This window comes from Pseudarthrobacter sp. HLT1-7 (assembly GCF_059383435.1).
The window spans coordinates 1-17035 of the sequence record NZ_JBWZCH010000006.1; the positions used below are offsets into that span (position 1 = coordinate 1).

Genomic DNA, 17035 nt, shown 5'->3' on the forward strand with positions numbered 1-17035 from the left:
CGGGTGGCCTGGGCGTAGTCCGCGGCCAGCCGCACTTTCAGTGCCGCGGTCCGGGCCTCCAGCCGGGCCACGTCCGCGAGAGCGTCCAGGCAATCATCGGCCAGATCACGCACCGGATTGCCGTCCCGCAGCGAACCGGCACCGGACGGATCAACGTCTCCCAGCGAACCGGCACCGGACGGATCAGCGTCTCCCAGCGAACCGGCACCGGACGGATCAGGGTGGTCAGCGCCGGCGCCGATGAAGGCGGCAAGCTCAGCAGCGGACGCGGCGACAGCCGCCAGGGCCGCCCTGCTCTCCGCACTCCACGCTGTCCCGGTATCCATACACAAAGCCTAATAGGGAGCACCGACAATTGGAGGCGGCGGGCCGGGCCCGGGCACTGACTAACGCCCGCGAACCGGAGTCGTCTTCAAAGACGAGGGGTGGCCGCCGGTTTCCGGGCGTCTGACGGGAAATGGTTCCAGCACGCCAACTCCGTCGCGAACCACATGGCGAGAGGCGCCTTGGGTTCGCCCGGTCAGTTTCGCGCGGAGATGGCGATCAACGCATCAACGGTCCGGTCGAGCGGCCGGGTCGTGTCCAGCTCGTGCGTCGCTCCGGCGCGCAACAGCGGCTCCACGTCCGCGATGTCCTGCACGATTTTTGCACGCTCGGCGTCCGACTTTCCGAAGTGGTTGGTGGTCCGGGTCCGCAGGCGTTCCAGAATCACATCGAGAGGTGCGCTCAACAGCACCACCGCATCGAACCGGTCATAGAAAAGCCCCTGGTTAGCGACAGTTCCCAGCACAAAAAGCGGCCCCTGCCGCGGCCGGGACAGCAACCCGTCCATAGAGGGCTCGTGCCACGACGGCTCGCCGCCGAGCACGCGGATCCAGCCGCCGTCGTCGGTGTCCACCGTGTCGAAGCCGCGCCGGGCCAGTTCACTCAGCACCGAAGACTTGCCAACGCCGGACATGCCGGTCAGGAGAACCGCAACCATCAGACCTCAGCCTGCCCGGTCCGAGAGGACGTCCAGGCCGACGCCGGACAGCACCGTGGCAGGGTGCGGCCCGCGGGCGGTCAGCGCCGCGGTCCACACCTCTGGCCACGGCCCCTGCGTCCCGGTCAGGATGATGTTGCCGGGATACCGTCCGGAGAACATGCCCGACTCGGCGAACGCCGCGACGTCCGCCATGGCCCGGCGCAACGCGGCCACCTGGCGGCGGACCAAGGTCAGCCCGGGTTCGTCGCCCACGTTAACAATCAGCACCCCGCGCGGACCCAGCCTCGCCGCGGCCTCGCGGTAGAAGTCCGTGCAGGCAATATGCGCCGGCGCGTCCGGACCGGAAAAGATGTCAAGGATTACGACGTCGAAGCGCAGCTCCGGGGGCAGCCCGGCCAGGGCCTCCCGGGCGTCGCCGATCAGCGTGTGCAGCTCCGTGCCGCCGGGCAGGGGCAGGTGCTGCAGCACAAAGTCCAGCAGTTCCCGCTCCAGTTCCACGGCGTACTGCACGGAGCCGGGCCGGGTTGCCTGGATGTAGCGGGCCAGCGTCAGCGCCCCGGCGCCGAGGTGGAGGGCACTGATGGGCGCACCCCACGGCGCCGCAAGGTCCACCACATGGCCGATCCGGCGCAGGTACTCGTAGAAGATGTCCGAGGGGTCCGCGAGGTTGACATGGGACTGCTCCGCGCCGCCGATGCTGAGCACAAAGCCGCCCTCGGTAAATTCATCCGGCTCGATCGTGGCGTGCTGGCCCGTGGTCCGCAGGAACCGCGGCGCCGCGGCGGATTCCGGCATCCCTAAAGCCTGTCACGCAGGGTCGCGAGCCGTTCGGCGGCCTCTTCGAGGACATCGATCTTCTTGCAAAACGCGAAGCGCAGCAGGCTTCGGGTGCGCTGGGCCCCTTCCGGATGGCAGAACACCGGAACCGGGATCGCCGCGACGCCCACCAGTGCCGGCAGGCGCCGGGCCAGGTCCACGGAGTCCGAGATCCCCAGCGGCGCGGTGTCGACGTTGACGAAGTACGTACCCTGCGGCGTGAAGACGTCCAGGCCGGCCGCGCGGAGGCCCTCGCTGAGGACGTCGCGTTTGTGCCGGAGTGTGCCGGCTATTCCGGCGTAGAACTCGTCCGGCAGGCCCAGGCCCACAGCGATGGCGCCCTGGAACGGGGTGCCGGAGCTGTAGCTGAGGAACTGCTTGACCGTCCGGGCGGCAGCGACGAGGTGCTCCGGGCCGCTGAGCCAGCCGATCTTCCAGCCGGTAAATGAGAACGTTTTGCCGGCCGAGGAGATGGTGAGGGTTCGCCCGGCCGCTCCGGGCAGGGTGGCCACGGGGATGTGCCGGACGCCGAAGGTGAGGTGTTCGTAGACCTCGTCGGTGATGATGACGGCGTCGAACTTGGTGGCGAGTTCGACGACGCGCTCCAGCACCTCCCGGGGGAACACCGCTCCGGTGGGGTTGTGCGGGTTGTTGACCAGGACCACTTTGGTGCGGTTACTGAACGCCGCTTCGAGGGCGTCCAGGTCGGGCATAAAATCCGGTGCCAGCAGCGGCGCGGTGACGTGGCGTGCGCCGGACAGGCCGATGATGGCGCCGTAGGAATCGTAGAACGGCTCGAAGGTGAGGACCTCGTCGCCGGGGCCCACGAGGGCCAGCAGCGAGGCGGCGATGGCCTCGGTGGCGCCGGTGGTGACGATGATTTCGCTCTGCGGGTCCGGGGTCAGGCCGTAGAACCGCTCCTGGTGGACGGCGATCGCCTCGCGCAGTTCAAGGATGCCTTTGCCCGGGGCGTACTGGTTGTGGCCCGCGGCGATGGCGGCCTGCGCGGCCGCCTTGATCTCGGCCGGGCCGTCCTCGTCCGGGAAGCCCTGGCCGAGGTTGATGGCGCCGGATTGCAGCGCGAGGGTAGTCATCTCCTCGAAGATGGTGACCCCCAGGCTGCCGTCCGCGGCGAGCAGGTTGGCGCCCGTCGCGGCACGCTGCCACGGGTACTGGAGCGGAGCGGTCACCGGGTGCCCGCCTGACCTGCGGCGTCCGTGCCGGTGGCCTGGCCCGGTTCTGCCGTCCGGGCGCCGTGCCCCGGTTCAACCGTGCCGGCACCGCGCCCGGTGAATTTGTCCATAGTGGAGTAGATCCCGAACACCTTTCCGCCCACGAAGTCCCAGGCCCGTACCGGCAGGATTCCCCTCAGGACCTTGCCGAGGGCCGCCATGGCCGGGGCGATCAGTTGGGGCTGCCCGGCGGCTGTAGCCCGCCAGGCCCGGTCCACGGCGTCATCCGGGGTCATCAGCGGGGTCATGAGGGGGCCGCGGGCGCCGTCGAACATGCCGGTGGAGATATAGCTGGGGCAGAACGTGGTGACCTTCAGGTGACGGTGGCCCTGCTGCTCCAGTTCCAGCCGGAGCGAGTCGCTCCAGCCGATCACAGCCCATTTGGAGGCGGCATAGACGCTCATCCGCGGGTTGGAGACGGTCCCGGCGGCGGACGCGATGTTCAGGATCCGGCGCTGCCGGCCGCCGTCGGACATCATGGCCGGCAGGAACGCATGGGTGACGTACATGGGGGCCAGCGCGTTGATATTCATGGTCGGGGCGATGTCCCGTTCCGGGCTGTGCTCCCAGAACAGTGCGCCGCGGACGATTCCCGCGTTGTTGACCAGCAGGGCCAGCGGACCCTCCGACGCCGCTTCCGCCGCGGCGTCGGCGATGGACCGGCGGTCCGCGAGGTCCACCGTGCGGACGACGGCGCGCGCCCCCAGGGCGGTCACCTCACCGGCGGTCGCCGCCAGTCCCTCCGCGTCAACATCCCAAAGAATGACGGTAGCGGCGCCCTCGCGGGCCGCGCGGAGGGCGTACAGACGGCCCATGCCCATGGCGGCGCCGGTCACGAGGACCACGCCGCCGGCCACGGTGAAGGGAATGCTCGATGCTGACATCCAGTCATGCTATCCCGGCCGGCGGCACGGATACGGTAGGTTCGGAGCATGAGACGCGCTATCTGCCCTGGCTCCTTTGACCCCATCCACAATGGACACCTGGAAGTCATCGCCAGGGCTGCGGGCCTCTTCGATGAAGTGATCGTGGGCGTCTCTACCAACTACGCCAAGAACTACCGTTTCACCCTCGAGGAACGGATCGACATGGCCAGGGAGACGCTGGCCTCCCTGCGCGGCATCGTGGTGGAGCCGGTGGGGGAGGGACTGCTGGCGGAGTACTGCCGCAAGCGGGGCGTCTCCGCGATCGTCAAAGGCCTCCGCTCCTCCTCGGACTTCGACTACGAACTGCCGATGGCCACGATGAACCGCCAGCTCTCCGGCGTCGAAACGGTCTTCCTGCCGGCCGAAAGCCACTACCTGCACTTGTCCTCCACACTGATCAAGGAAGTTTTCACCCTCGGCGGGAATGTCTCGGAGTTCGTTCCCCGGTCGGTGCTCAAACGGCTCCGCTCGGGCGAGGCGGTTTAGGACCAGCCGCGCAGAGGGTAAGCTTGATCGGTACTCGGCGGCCTGCTGCCGGTTGACGGCCCGGAATTGAGGCTGCTTGCGGTGTGAACCGCGGGCATGTCCCGGTTTGGGTCCGTCCGGAAGTTCAGGCTAAGATAATACGTCGGTCACATGTTCAACAGGAGTTCTCATTAAACGAGATGCTAGTTCGCCCCTGGCGTTCGACGTCAAGGATGTCGGACGTAGTCCGGGAAGCATGTGGACGCTGACGGAACATGTACCCGCACCACGTGATCTGGGTGTGGCGCTCATCGGTGTGCAGGAAGGCTCGGATGTTGGGCTGGATCTGCGGCTGGAGGCCGTACACGAAGGAATTCTGGTATCAGGAACCGTAACCGTCCAGGTGACTGGCGAGTGCGGCCGATGCCTGGATCCCCTTGCGTATGACCAAGAGGTCGAAGTGCAAGAACTTTTCTTCTACGCGGACGCTGAGTTCTCGGATGAAGAGGAAGAAGAAGAGCAACGTCGAGTCGAGCACGATCTGATCGATCTTGAGCCGGTGTTGCGGGACGCAGTTGTAACCATGCTGCCGTTCCAGCCGGTGTGCCGGGAAGACTGCCAGGGCCTTTGCTCCGAATGCGGAGTACGCCTGGAAGACGAGCCGGGGCATCACCACGAGATCGTAGATCCTCGCTGGGCTGCCCTAGCCGACCTGGCTAAGCCTGACCGGCAAAACTGATTTGTAAGTGTTGGACTAGAGAGAAATGAGTTAGCCGTGGCTGTTCCGAAGCGGAAAATGTCTCGCTCAAATACCCGCGCCCGCCGCTCCCAGTGGAAGGCAACTGCCCCCCACCTGGTGAAGACTGTCGAAAACGGACAGGTTACCTACAGCCTGCCGCACCAGGCAAAGGTCGTTACCGACTCGGCTGGCACCGCGCTGTTCCTTGAATACAAGGGCCGCAAGGTCGCAGACGTCTAATCCGCCAACTGGCTTAATAGATGTCTTCAACTGAAGAGCTTCTGAAGCGTCTCGGTGTCACTATTGACGCCGGGACGCTTCGTCTTGCGCTCACACATCGTTCGTACGCCTACGAAAACGGCGGAATCCCCACCAACGAACGGCTCGAGTTCCTTGGTGACTCCATTCTGGGGTTTTCCGTAACGGACGCGTTGTACCGGGATAACCCCACGCTGCCCGAGGGCGATCTGGCGAAGCGCCGCTCCGCCGTCGTCAGCACCCGGGCACTTGCGGGCATCGGCCGCAGCATCGGTCTTGGCGAGTTCATCTACCTCGGACAGGGCGAAAAGCTCACCGAAGGCAAGAACAAAGCTTCCATCCTCGCGGACACCATGGAGGCGCTGATAGGCGCCACGTACATTTCCAACGACATCGAGACGGCACGCCAGCTGGTCATGCGGCTGGTGGGGCCGCTGCTCGCGGACGCTGCCGCGCTTGGCGCCGGCACCGACTGGAAGACCAGCATCCAGGAGCTGGCGGCCAGCCGTCAGCTCGGGACCATCAACTACGCCGTGGAGGGCTCGGGCCCGGACCATGCGCGGGTGTTCGAAGCGATCCTGCGCATCGGCGGCAACGACTACGGCAGCGGCGCGGGAAATTCCAAGAAGGAAGCCGAGCAGGAAGCAGCCGCGGACGCCTGGCGCAGACTTTCCGCACCGGCTGCCGCGGCCAAGTCTCAGACCGGCAGCTAGGCACGGACTGTGCCCGAACTGCCCGAGGTGGAAGTTGTCCGCCGTGGCCTGGTGAGCTGGGTACGGGGCCGGACCATCACCGCCGTCGACGTGCTGGATCCGCGCTCCGTCCGGCGGCACACGCTCGGGCCGGAGGACTTCGCCGGCAACCTCGAAGGCGCCCGTGTCCTTGATGTGGTCCGGCGCGGAAAGTTCCTCTGGCTGCCGCTGGCGGACCCGGGAGCGGGGGATCCCGACGCACCGGCAGCGGAGAAACCCGCCGTCGCGCTGATGGCACACCTGGGCATGTCCGGCCAGCTCCTGATGCAGGACGCCGGCGTTCCGGATGAAAAGCACCTCAAAGTACGCCTGCGGCTCAGCCCGGCGGAGGGCATGCCGGAACAGCTCCGGTTCGTGGACCAGCGGATCTTCGGCGGACTTTTCCTGACCGCCCTGATCCCCACGGCGGACGGCGGTCCCGGCGGCCTCGCGGAAACGCCGCTGCCGCTGATCGCCGCGGAAGCCGCGCACATCGCCCGGGACCCGCTGGACCCGTACTTCTCCTTCGAGGGGTTCTACCGCCGGCTCCGCGCCCGGAAGACCGGCCTTAAACGGGCACTGCTGGACCAGGGGCTGGTCTCCGGGATCGGCAACATCTACGCCGACGAGGCCCTCTGGAAGGCCCGGCTGCACTACGCCCGGCCCACGGACACACTGCGCAGGGCGGAGGCCGAGCGGGTGCTCGACGCCGCCCGGGAGGTCATGACCGACGCCCTGGCTGCCGGCGGCACGAGCTTCGATTCCCTCTACGTCAACGTCAACGGTGCCTCCGGCTACTTCGACCGCTCCCTCAACGCCTACGGCCGCGAAGGCCAGGAATGCAAGCGGTGCGCGGCCGCCGGCCTGGTGAGCACGCTGCGGCGGGACCAGTTCATGAACCGCTCCTCCTACAGCTGCCCCGTCTGCCAGCCCCGGCCAAGGAACGGCCGCTGGTAGGGGAGCCTGCGCCCGTAGTGCTCGGCCAGCCTCGCCAGGCCCTGGTCAAGTGAAACCGCGGGGGCCCAGTTGAGGAGTCTGCGGGTCTCGCGCTGGTCGAACCAGTGGGCGGTGGAGAGCTGCTCAGCGAGGAATCGGGTCATCGGCGGTTCCCCTGCCCGGCCGGCCCGGGTCCAGACCCTCTCCACCACCGATCCTGCCGCCCGCGCGATCCGGCCCGGCACCGTCCACGACGGCGCCGGGACGCCGCCTGCGGCGCAGATTCCCGCCAGCAGCTCGCCCACCTGGCGGGGCTCTCCATTGCTGACGACGAGCGCCGCGCCGTGGATGTGCTCCATGCGGTGCAGTGCGGCGACGATAGCCGAGGCGGCGTTGTCCACGTAGGTGGTGTCGATCAGGGCCGCCCCGGCGTCAAGCAGCGGCAGCCGGCCGCGGCCGGCACGTTCCAGTACCCGTTCCACCAGTTGCGTGTCGCCGGGGCCCCAGACGATGTGCGGGCGCACCGCCGCGACCCGGAATTCCGGCGAGTCCGCCGCCAGCGCCAGCAGTTCGGCCTCGGCCTTGGTCCGGGAATAGTGGCCGTGCGCGCGGGCCGGGTCCGCCGGCTCGGCGCCCGCTCCGGCGATGGCGGCCCCGGAGTTGGCCACGGACGGGGAGGAGACGAACACCAGGTCCCGCACGCCGGCCCCGCGGGCTGCACGGAGCAGCCGGCGCGTGCCTTCGACGTTCACCTCGTGAAAGTCCGCGGCGCGCCCGGTGAAGGAGACCTTCGCGGCCAGATGGATGACGGCCTCGGCGCCCACCACGGCGCGACGGACGGCGTCGTGGTCCGTGACGGACCCGCAGAGGTCCACGGCGCCGTCGACGCTCGCGGGACGGCGCTGGAAGGTGGTGACGGCGTGGCCCTGGCGCACCAGCAGCCGCGCCACTTCCTGTCCGAGCAGGCCGCTCGCCCCAGTCACGAGGACCCTCACGGCTTGCCCGGCCGGCCGCCGGCCAGCACCGCGGAAGCCCACCGGGACAAGCGGGTCCGGTCGATCTTGGCGTTGTGGCGGATGTCGGTGGGCTGGGAGGGGACAACCAGCACGGCGGAGACGCTGACGCCTGCCTCCCGGGCCGCGTGCCGGACCAGCCCTGCGAGCTGCGCCGGGGCAGGACCGGCCCGGCGGGCAGGCGGTACGGTTTCGACGACGGCGACGACGGCCTGCGTCCCGGACGGGCCCACCCCGACGACGGCGGCCAGCCCGACGTCGTCCAGACGCTCGATGGCCTGCTCGGCGCCCACGGGCGTGACCACGCTACCCGGTGCGGTGACAACGTGCGCAAGGCGTCCTTCCACCCAGAGCCGCCCGGCGGCGTCGAAGTGCCCGACGTCGCCGGTGCGGTGCCACCCGGCCGTGCGGCCGCTCTCCCGCTGGGTCAGCCAGAGCCTGTCATAGGCTTCCTTCACGTGCGGGGCGCTCACGAGGATCTCGCCCGTCACTCCCGCCGCCGTGACTGCGTCCGTGACCGAGCCGGTCCCGGGTGCGGTGCCGTCCGCAGCAAGCGGGATGACGGCCACGCGGGCACCGTGCACCGGCCGGCCCACGCACACGCCGTTGCCGGCCCCCGCCATGGTTCCGGCGGCGGCGTCGGCCCCGGCGGCGCGGATCTGTTCGAGGCTGATGTCGGTGACTGGCAGCGCCTCGGTCATCCCGTACGGGGTGTGCAGCGCGGCCCGGGGCAGCAGCCGCGCTACGTCTGCGAGGAGGGCTTCGGCGACGGGCGCGCCAGCGGAGAGCAACAGCTCCACCCGCCCCAGGGTCTGGTGCCCGGCCCGGCTCAGGCCGCCCTGGGTCGCGAGGACGTTGCGCAGCGCCGCGGGGGAAGCGAAGACCACGGTGGCGTCGATGGCTGCGGCAGCGTCCGCCAGCGCGCGGGCCGTCAGGGTGCGGGGAGCGGTCACGTCCATGGCAGGCGTCACGGAGACGGCCCCCAGCGCTGGTCCCAGCAGGGCGAAGGGCGCGAAACCCGCCACCAGGCGTGCGCCAGGGCGGATTCCCAGTGTCGCGGCCACGGTGTCCCTCATCGCGGCCAGCCGCCGGTGGGTGTAGAGCACGCCCTTGGCGGGGCCGGTGGATCCGGAGGTGAAGAGCACGGCGGCGGGGGCGTCCGGGTCCGGAACCTGCAGCGGCGGTGATTTCTTCGCGATGAGTTTGCCCCGGCCGGCGAGGAAGGCCAGGGAGGTCTCGACGGCGAGCAGCCGGCGGCGGGCGGCCGGCAGGTCCCGCACGCTGATTCGCCGTCCGGGCCAGTTGAGTATCGATGCGGCGGCGAGGGCCTTGTCGATGCCGATGAGGAAATCCGGGGTGGCGCCCTTGACAGCGCGGCTCAGGCCGCGGGTGCCGAGGCCTGCATCGGCTACGACCACCACTGCGTCGAGCCGGAGGCAGGCGTAGAGGACCACGGTCAGGTCCACCCCCGGCGGAACCATCAGGCTCACCCGGCTGCCCTGCCGGACGCCGGCTTCCCGTAGTCCTGCCGCGAGCGCGGCAATATTCTGTTCCAGCTCCTGCCAGCTGAGCGAGCGGGCGACGCTGCCGTCCGCGGCCATTTCGGCGACGGCGGTGTCCCTGCCGGCGGGCCCCGCGGCGAGTTCCGTCAGCGGCGCCCACAGCGGCGGTGCGGAAAGGGCGGGGGCGTCGGCCGGGCGGTTGGCGGCGCCTGCCGGACGGCTGTCCGGGTGCTGGCCCAGGCTCTGCCAGGTCAGCCATTCGAAAACGGGCGTGGCGATGTCCCGGTCTTCCGCGACCAGGTGGCCGGCGCCCTCGAAGCGGTGCACTTCCGCGGACGGCAGCCGGCTGATGAGGTCCTTCAGGTACCGGTCCGAAAAGATCGGGTCCCGCGGTCCCCAGAGCATCAGGGCCGGAACCCGCAGCCCATGCAGCCCATCGGCAACGCGGCGCAGTGCCGGGAAGCTCGGGTGGGACGCCCCGGCGGGAATGTCCGCGACAAAGTTCCCCACGCCGGCGCGGCGGCCGGCGCCCCGGTACGGGGCCATAAAAGCGCTGCGGACATCCGCGGCCAGCGGAGGGCGGGCCAGGGAATGCGTCACCCGCAGGAAGGCGTCCGACGTCGTCGTTCCCCAGCGGTGCACTGCGGGGTGCAGGGCAAGCCGCAGCGCCGGCGGGATGCGGGAGCCCGAAGGTTGGTGGACGGCGGTGTTGGTCAGCACCACTCCGGCCAGCTGCTGTGGATGCGCCAGGGCCCAGCCGAGGCTGATCACGCCGCCCCAGTCGTGGCCGACGGTGACCACCGGCCCGCCCAGCCCAAGCGCGGCGGTGAGGTCGCCCAGATCGTTGATCCGGTCCGCCAGACGCCGGAATCTGCCGGTGCGCTCCGAGAAGCCCATATCCAGCTGGTCCACCGCCACCACGCGCCAGGGATGCGCGGGGTCGGATCCGGCGGCCAGCAGGGTCCGCCACAGGTAGGACCAGGTGGGGTTGCCGTGCACGCACAGCAGGGTGCCGGCAGGAGCCAGGCCGCGGCGGGAGAGCTGCGCGCCGTTGTCGAGCAGGTGCCAGCGGCGCACGGTTCCGGGCTCATCCGCGGCGGAGGTGGACGCCACATCTATCTCGCGCGACCACTCCGGGTCGACGCCGGGCCAGTCCGCGGCTACCAAACGATTTCCACCATGGCGGTGTTGAGCCCGGAACCGACCCCCATGCACAGCACGCGGTCCCCGGCTGCGAGGCTCTGCGCTTCGGCGGCTAGGGTCATGGGGAGGGAGGCCGGGCCCACATTGCCCCAGTGCGGGAACGTGATGGGCACCTTGTCCGGGTCCAGATCAATGGCGTCGATGATGGCCTGGGTGTAGGTGGTACTCACCTGATGCGTGACGTAGCGGTCCATCGAGGTCCAGTTCCACTCCGGCTGGGCCTCGTGCCAGGCGTCGACCACCAGCTGCAGGCCGCCGTCAAGCAGGCCCTTGGTATCGGTGGCCATGCCGTCAATGCCGCCCACGCACAGTTCATGGTGCTCGGTGCCGGCGCGCATCACGCCGCCGAGGATCCGGTGCGCCCCCGGGTGCCGGTCCGCCGGGCCCAGGACGGCAGCGGCGGCTCCGGAGCCCAGGGTGAGGGTGGCGAACTCGCGGTTGAAGTCCTCGCGGGTGGTCTCGGGACGCTGCAGCCGGGCCAGAGTGGCCTCCTGCGTTGCCTGGGCATCCTCACCGTTGACAATCACCGCGTACTCGATCTGGCCGGAGTCGATCATGTTGGCCGCCAGGGTCATGCCGTTGACGAATCCGAGGCAGGCGTTGGCTACGTCGAAGTTCATGGCCGACGACGGCAGGTTGAGTCCGTGGTGGATCTTCACCGCGACAGACGGTTCGAGGTTGCGCCGCGTCACGGATGTGTTAATCAGCAAGCCGACTTGGGACGCTTCGATGCCGGAGTCGGCCAGGGCTTTCGCGCCCGCCTCGATGGCGGCGTCGTCGAAGGATGTCCCGGCGGCCCACCAGCGCCGGTGCGTGACGCCGGCCACCCGTTCCAGCAGCTTCGGGGGAAACTTCAGCCGCCGCAGGGTCGAAGCCAGCCTGTGATCGAAATCCGTGGAACTGACGATCCTCGGAGCTTCGACGCTGCTCACCGAAAGCAAGGCGGTGTTGCGGTGCCGGAATGTCGCATTCCCTATCAAGTCAAGCCTCTGTTCGTGTCCGTACTGTGCTCCGGCGGTTGACCGCACCGTCAAGCACAAGCCCAAGAGCTTAACTATGCCCGGTGCAGATCTGTTCCCGCACATGCCGGCCGGGGCCGCTGCGACGGCTCCGCACGGGTTCTGCGCGGAATTGTCACCGCTCCGCAGTAGATTATAGGTAACCGGGGCCGTCCCCGACATCCGCGTCCGTCCACATTATGCGACCGTGAAACCGTGTGCCCAGTCCGCCGAGCAGGAGGCCAGAAACACTTTGCACCTCAAGAGCCTGACTGTCCGGGGATTCAAGTCGTTCGCGTCGGCCACGACTTTCGAATTCGAGCCCGGCGTCACCGCTGTGGTGGGCCCCAACGGTTCGGGCAAGTCCAACGTGGTGGACGCGCTGGCCTGGGTCATGGGCGAGCAGGGGGCCAAGACGCTCCGTGGCGGCAAAATGGAAGATGTCATCTTCGCGGGAACATCCGGGCGCCCGCCACTGGGCCGCGCCCATGTCTCGCTGACCATCGACAATTCCGACGGCGCACTGCCGATCGATTACAGCGAAGTCACCATCTCGCGCACCCTGTTCCGCACCGGCGGCTCGGAATACGCGGTCAACGGCGCCAGTTGCCGGCTGCTGGACATCCAGGAACTCCTCTCCGACTCCGGCCTGGGCCGCGAAATGCACGTGATTGTGGGCCAGGGGCAGCTGGACAAGATCCTGCACGCGACTCCCGAGGACCGGCGCGGCTTTATCGAGGAAGCCGCCGGCATCCTCAAGCACCGCCGGCGCAAGGAAAAAACGGTCCGCAAACTTGAAGCCATGCAGGCCAACCTCGCCCGGCTCGGTGACCTCACCGCTGAGATCCGGCGGCAGCTGACCCCGCTGGGCAAGCAGGCAGAGGTGGCCCGGCGCGCCCAGACCGTGCAGTTCGAGGTCCGCGACGCTCGCTCCCGGCTCCTCGCCGACGACCTCGTCCTGCTCCAGTCGGCCCTGGCGCAGGACGTCGCGGACGAGTCCGGCCTCAAGGCCCGCCGCGCCGTCGTCGAACAGGAACTCGACGACGGCCGGCAGCGCCAGGCGGCACTGGAACAACTCGCCGCGGAGGCGACGCCCAGACTGAACGCCGCGCGGGACAACTGGTATCAGCTCTCTGCGGGGCGCGAGCGGCTGCGGTCCCTCGGCTCCCTCGCCGGAGAACGACGCCGCCTCCTTGGGGCTGCCGATCCGGCCCCGGACACCGGCCGGGACCCCGATCAGCTCGACCAGCAGGCCGCCCGGGTCCGCGAGGAACAGGCCGGGCTGGAGCGTCAGATCATGGACCGCCGCGCTGCCCTGGACGCGGCGGCGGCCGCGAAGCAGGACGCCGAAAACGCCGCCGCCGCCGAGGACAAGCGGCTCGCTGCCCTGCTCCGCGCTGCCGCGGACCGGCGCGAAGGCCTGGCCAGGCTTGCCGGGCAGGTCGGCGCGGCACGGTCCCGGGTCGAGTCGGCCCAGGCCGAAATCGGACGGCTCCGCGAATCGCAGAAAGCAGGGGAGGAGCGCCGGCGGCTGGCCCAACGCGAGTTCACCGCGCTGGAAGCCCAGGTGGCCGGCGTCGAGGACGGCGAGGAAACCCTCGACGCAGACTTCGAGGACGCCAGCGCTGCCCTCGACGCGATCAACGCCGAAATCGATGACCTGACGGCGTCTGAACGCGAAGGCGAGCGGGAACGCGGCGCGCTGGTGGCCCGCCGCGACGCCCTGCAGCTCGGCCTGAACCGGAAGGACGGCTCAGGCCACGTGCTCGCTGCCGGGCTCCCGGGCGTGCTGGGCTCTCTGGCGTCCATGATCACCGTGGAGCCCGGCTTCGAGGCCGCCATCGCCGCTGCCCTCGGCAGCGCCTCTGACGCCGTCGTGGTCCACGATGCCGAGGCTGCCGCCGCAGCCGTCCGGCGTTTGAGGGACGACGACGCCGGCCGCGCCTCGCTGCTGCTGGCTAACGCCTCGCTGCTGCCGGCCGATGCCACAGCATCTTCGGGTGAGGCCGGGCAGCATGCGTCGGGCCGTGAACTTCCGGACGGCGCCCGCTGGGCCGCGCACCTGGTCACGCCTTCCGGGTCCGGCGGCCCTGCCCGCGGGCTGCCGTTGACCGGGCTGGAGTTGACCGGGCTGCTGGCGGGAGTCGCCGTCGTCGACGATCTGGACGCTGCGGCGCGGCTGATTGCTGCACGCCGCGACCTGACCGCCGTCACCCGCGCCGGTGACGTCTTCACCGCCCTGACCATTAGCGGCGGCTCCGCGACGGCGCCCTCGCTCCTGGAAGTCCAGGCCGCCGTCGACGACGCCGCCCGGAAGCTGGGAACGGTGACCGGCGCGCTGGAGCGCAACCGCTTCGCTCTGTCCGCCGCACGGGCCCGGAAGGCCGCGGCGCAGGACCGGGCCGATGCGGCGCTGGAGAAGCTCCACGATTCGGACGCCCGGCTGGCCGCCGTGGCGGAGCAGTTGGGCCACCTCAATTCCGTGCTGCGCAGCGCCGTCGCCGAAAGCGGCCGCCTCGCCGCGTCCCTCGCCAGGGCCGAGGCGAACATCGCCAGCGAACAGGAATCCCTCGACGCCGTGGCGGCCCGGCTCGCCGCCGCCCAGGAGGCACCCGCGGAAGAGGAGCCGTCCCCCGCGCACCGCGATGCCCTGGCACTGGCCGCCTCGCTGGCGCGCAGCGCCGAAATGGAGGCCCGGCTCGCCCTGCGCAGCGCCGAGGAGCAGCTCACGGCAACCCGCAACCGGGCCGCCTCGCTCGAACGCGCCGCAGCCACCGAACGCCGCGCCCGCGAGGACGCCGCCGAACGGGCCCGCCGCCGCCGGCTCCAGGGCCGGCGCGCCGCCGCCGTCGCTGCCGCCGTCGAACGCGTGATCGGCTTCATCGACGTGTCCGTGGAGCTCGCACGGCAGGAGCGGGACGGCGCCGAGGAGCGCAAGGAGCAGCTGGACCGCGGGCTCGCCGGAGTTCGCAGCGGCAACGACGCGTTCGCCCGTGAACTGGCCGAGCTCACCGATTCCGTGCACCGCGACGAGCTTGCCCGCGCACAGCAGCGACTGCGGATCGAAGCTCTTGAACTGAGAAGCGTTGAGGAGCTGGGGCTGACCGCGGACCAGCTCGTCGCCGATTTCGGCCCGGACCAGCCCGTGCCGCTGCCCGCAGGCGAAACGGGGGACAAATGGGCGGCCCTGCGCGCCCCGGTCGATGAGGAGGGCCGCGAGATCGCGGCGGGCAAGCCCTTTGTCCGCGAGGAACAGGAGAAACGGCTCAAGCGGGCCCAACGCGATTTGTCCGCGCTGGGCCGGGTCAATCCCCTGGCACTTGAGGAATTCGCTGCCCTCGAGGAACGCCACCAGTTTCTCAGCACCCAGCTCGAAGACCTCAAGTCCAGCCGGAAGGACCTGCTGGACATCATCAAGGAAGTCGATGACCGGGTGCAGAAGGTGTTCGCGGAAGCGTTCGAGGACACCGCCGCCCAGTTTGTCCGGATTTTTGCCCGGTTGTTCCCGGGAGGAGAAGGCCGGCTGGTCCTGACGGACCCCGCCGACATGCTCACCACCGGCATCGAGATCGAGGCCCGGCCCGCCGGCAAGAAAATCAAACGGCTCTCGCTGCTCTCCGGCGGCGAACGCTCGCTGACCGCGGTGGCACTGCTCGTGGCGATCTTCAAGGCCCGGCCCTCCCCGTTCTATGTCATGGACGAGGTGGAAGCGGCGCTGGATGACACCAACCTGGGCCGGCTCATCACCATCTTCGAGGAGCTGCGCGAATCCAGCCAGCTGATCATCATCACCCACCAGAAACGCACCATGGAGATCGCCGACGCGCTCTACGGCGTCACCATGCGCGGCGACGGCGTCTCCACCGTCATCAGCCAGCGGCTCGGCGCCCAGGTCTGAGCGGGACTGAGGATCCGGCACGGGTCTGAGGCTGCGCCGCCCGGGTCGTTTTTGCCCCCGCGCCGGTTATCTGCGTTTGTGAGAAGCTAGGGGAGTGAACGACATCCTCCCCATTCTCCTGCCCATTCTCGCTGCCCTGGTGGTCCTCGGCGGGCTTATTCCGGTCCTCATGAAGACCCGGCGGAACATCACCAGCTACCCCGGAAAGCGCGACGAGAACGATCCGGTGCAGCCGGGCGCGGGCGGTGGAACCCTTGTTGAGGAACGCCCCGCGCCGCCGCCCGGACGCAGCGCCCCGGCGGGCGCCGAGCTGGACGAGCTCGAAACCGTCGACGTGCCGGACAACGTCGCAGGCCTCGAAACCGTCCCGGTGGACACTCCGTTGCCGGTGGCCGGCCGACTGACCCGGCTGCGCGAACGCCTGGTAAAATCCAACAACATCTTCGGTAAAGGCCTGCTGGCGCTGCTGTCCGCGGACAACATCGACGAGAACGTGTGGGATGAGGTGGAGGAGACCCTCCTGCTGGCGGACCTCGGGACCGAACCGACCATGCAGCTGGTGGACGCGCTCCGCGAACGGGTCAAGGTCCTGGGGACGCGTTCCCCCGAGCAGGTCAAGGCCCTCCTCCGCGAGGAGCTCATCAAACTCGTGGATCCCACGATGGACCGCACCCTGCGGGTGGAGCGCCATGGTGACAAGCCCGCCGTCGTGCTGGTGGTCGGCGTTAATGGCGTCGGCAAGACCACTACGGTGGGCAAGCTCGCGCGCGTGCTGGTGGCCGAGGACAAGGACGTGCTGCTGGGTGCCGCCGACACCTTCCGTGCCGCCGCCGCCGAGCAGCTGGCCACCTGGGGGCAACGCGTCGGTGTCCCTACCGTCAAGTCCGATGTCCACGGTGCGGACCCGGCGTCGGTGGCCTATGAAGCGGTGCAGGCCGGCATCGACCAGGAAGTCGACGTCGTGATGATCGACACCGCTGGACGCCTGCAGAATAAGGTGGGCCTGATGGACGAGCTGAGCAAGGTCAAGCGCGTCATCGAAAAGCTTGCCGAGGTGGACGAGGTGCTCCTGGTCCTGGATGCCACGACGGGGCAGAACGGCCTCAACCAGGCCCGTGTCTTCGCCGAAGTGGTGAACATCACCGGCATTGTCCTGACCAAGCTGGACGGCACGGCCAAGGGCGGCATCGTGGTGGCCATCCAGAAGTCCCTAGGCGTCCCGGTCAAGCTGATCGGTCTCGGCGAGGGCGCGGATGACCTCGCGCCATTCGACGCCGAAAGCTTCGTCGACGCGCTGCTGAACTGACGTCTCGCGGGGAGTCCCTCAACCCTA

At 69.3% G+C, this 17035-nt stretch carries 14 protein-coding genes and 1 pseudogene; 7 read left to right on the forward strand and 8 right to left on the reverse strand.

Translation table 11 applies throughout. The features are described 5' to 3' along the window. The 5 genes and pseudogenes from AC50X6_RS07270 to AC50X6_RS07290 all read right to left on the reverse strand — a co-directional run. Positions 1–326: pseudogene (locus AC50X6_RS07270) on the reverse strand (hypothetical protein); the annotation flags it as partial. Between the two features lie 194 nt (positions 327–520). Further along, positions 521–982 carry an AAA family ATPase gene (locus AC50X6_RS07275; protein WP_494965575.1) on the reverse strand — a complete coding sequence of 154 codons (462 nt, stop codon included), beginning with the start codon at positions 980–982 and terminating at the stop codon, positions 521–523. A 6-nt stretch (positions 983–988) separates the two neighbouring features. Continuing rightward, positions 989–1780 carry a spermidine synthase gene (locus tag AC50X6_RS07280; protein WP_494965576.1) on the reverse strand — a complete coding sequence of 264 codons (792 nt, stop codon included), beginning with the start codon at positions 1778–1780 and terminating at the stop codon, positions 989–991. A 2-nt stretch (positions 1781–1782) separates the two neighbouring features. Next, complete coding sequence (locus AC50X6_RS07285; protein WP_494965577.1) at positions 1783–2991, reverse strand: aminotransferase class I/II-fold pyridoxal phosphate-dependent enzyme; 1209 nt, start codon at positions 2989–2991, stop codon at positions 1783–1785. Next, positions 2988–3917 (reverse strand): SDR family NAD(P)-dependent oxidoreductase, encoded by a 930-nt coding sequence (locus AC50X6_RS07290; protein ID WP_494965578.1) that lies wholly within the window; start codon positions 3915–3917, stop codon positions 2988–2990. Before AC50X6_RS07290 ends, AC50X6_RS07285 begins: the two co-directional genes overlap by 4 nt. A gap of 48 nt (positions 3918–3965) precedes the next feature. Here AC50X6_RS07290 and coaD point away from each other — a divergent pair, with 48 nt between their 5' ends. From coaD to mutM, 5 genes are all read left to right on the forward strand, one after another. After that, positions 3966–4445 carry a pantetheine-phosphate adenylyltransferase gene (gene coaD / locus AC50X6_RS07295; protein WP_494965579.1) on the forward strand — a complete coding sequence of 160 codons (480 nt, stop codon included), beginning with the start codon at positions 3966–3968 and terminating at the stop codon, positions 4443–4445. A gap of 193 nt (positions 4446–4638) precedes the next feature. Then, a complete protein-coding gene (locus AC50X6_RS07300; protein WP_494965788.1) occupies positions 4639–5163 on the forward strand; it encodes a YceD family protein in 525 nt (174 codons plus the stop codon). Between the two features lie 36 nt (positions 5164–5199). After that, complete coding sequence (rpmF, locus tag AC50X6_RS07305) at positions 5200–5403, forward strand: 50S ribosomal protein L32 (RefSeq protein ID WP_009356569.1); 204 nt, start codon at positions 5200–5202, stop codon at positions 5401–5403. Positions 5404–5423: 20 nt separating this feature from the next. After that, positions 5424–6134 carry a ribonuclease III gene (gene rnc / locus AC50X6_RS07310; protein WP_494965580.1) on the forward strand — a complete coding sequence of 237 codons (711 nt, stop codon included), beginning with the start codon at positions 5424–5426 and terminating at the stop codon, positions 6132–6134. A 9-nt stretch (positions 6135–6143) separates the two neighbouring features. Further along, positions 6144–7109: a bifunctional DNA-formamidopyrimidine glycosylase/DNA-(apurinic or apyrimidinic site) lyase gene (mutM, locus tag AC50X6_RS07315; RefSeq protein WP_494965581.1), complete on the forward strand. Its 966-nt coding sequence runs from the start codon at positions 6144–6146 to the stop codon at positions 7107–7109. On the opposite strand, the gene AC50X6_RS07320 is transcribed toward mutM, so the two are convergent. Genes AC50X6_RS07320 through AC50X6_RS07330 form a run of 3 tightly spaced genes read right to left on the reverse strand, consistent with a single transcriptional unit; the run spans position 7061 to position 11786 of the window. After that, positions 7061–8083, reverse strand: a complete 1023-nt coding sequence (locus AC50X6_RS07320; RefSeq protein WP_494965582.1) for an NAD-dependent epimerase/dehydratase family protein — start codon at positions 8081–8083, stop codon at positions 7061–7063. The genes mutM and AC50X6_RS07320 overlap by 49 nt on opposite strands. Then, complete coding sequence (locus tag AC50X6_RS07325; RefSeq protein WP_494965583.1) at positions 8080–10770, reverse strand: alpha/beta fold hydrolase; 2691 nt, start codon at positions 10768–10770, stop codon at positions 8080–8082. The genes AC50X6_RS07320 and AC50X6_RS07325 overlap by 4 nt, the downstream gene beginning before the upstream one ends. Next, on the reverse strand, positions 10764–11786 hold the full coding sequence (locus AC50X6_RS07330) for a 3-oxoacyl-ACP synthase III (protein ID WP_494965584.1): 1023 nt from the start codon (positions 11784–11786) through the stop codon (positions 10764–10766). Before AC50X6_RS07330 ends, AC50X6_RS07325 begins: the two co-directional genes overlap by 7 nt. 271 nt (positions 11787–12057) lie before the next feature. Here AC50X6_RS07330 and smc point away from each other — a divergent pair, with 271 nt between their 5' ends. Both smc and ftsY read left to right on the forward strand, forming a co-directional pair. Next, entirely contained in the window at positions 12058–15702 is a 3645-nt protein-coding gene (gene smc, locus AC50X6_RS07335) for a chromosome segregation protein SMC (RefSeq protein ID WP_494965789.1), read from the forward strand. A 94-nt stretch (positions 15703–15796) separates the two neighbouring features. Beyond that, entirely contained in the window at positions 15797–17008 is a 1212-nt protein-coding gene (gene ftsY / locus AC50X6_RS07340) for a signal recognition particle-docking protein FtsY (RefSeq protein ID WP_494965585.1), read from the forward strand. The last annotated feature ends 27 nt before the right edge of the window (positions 17009–17035 follow it).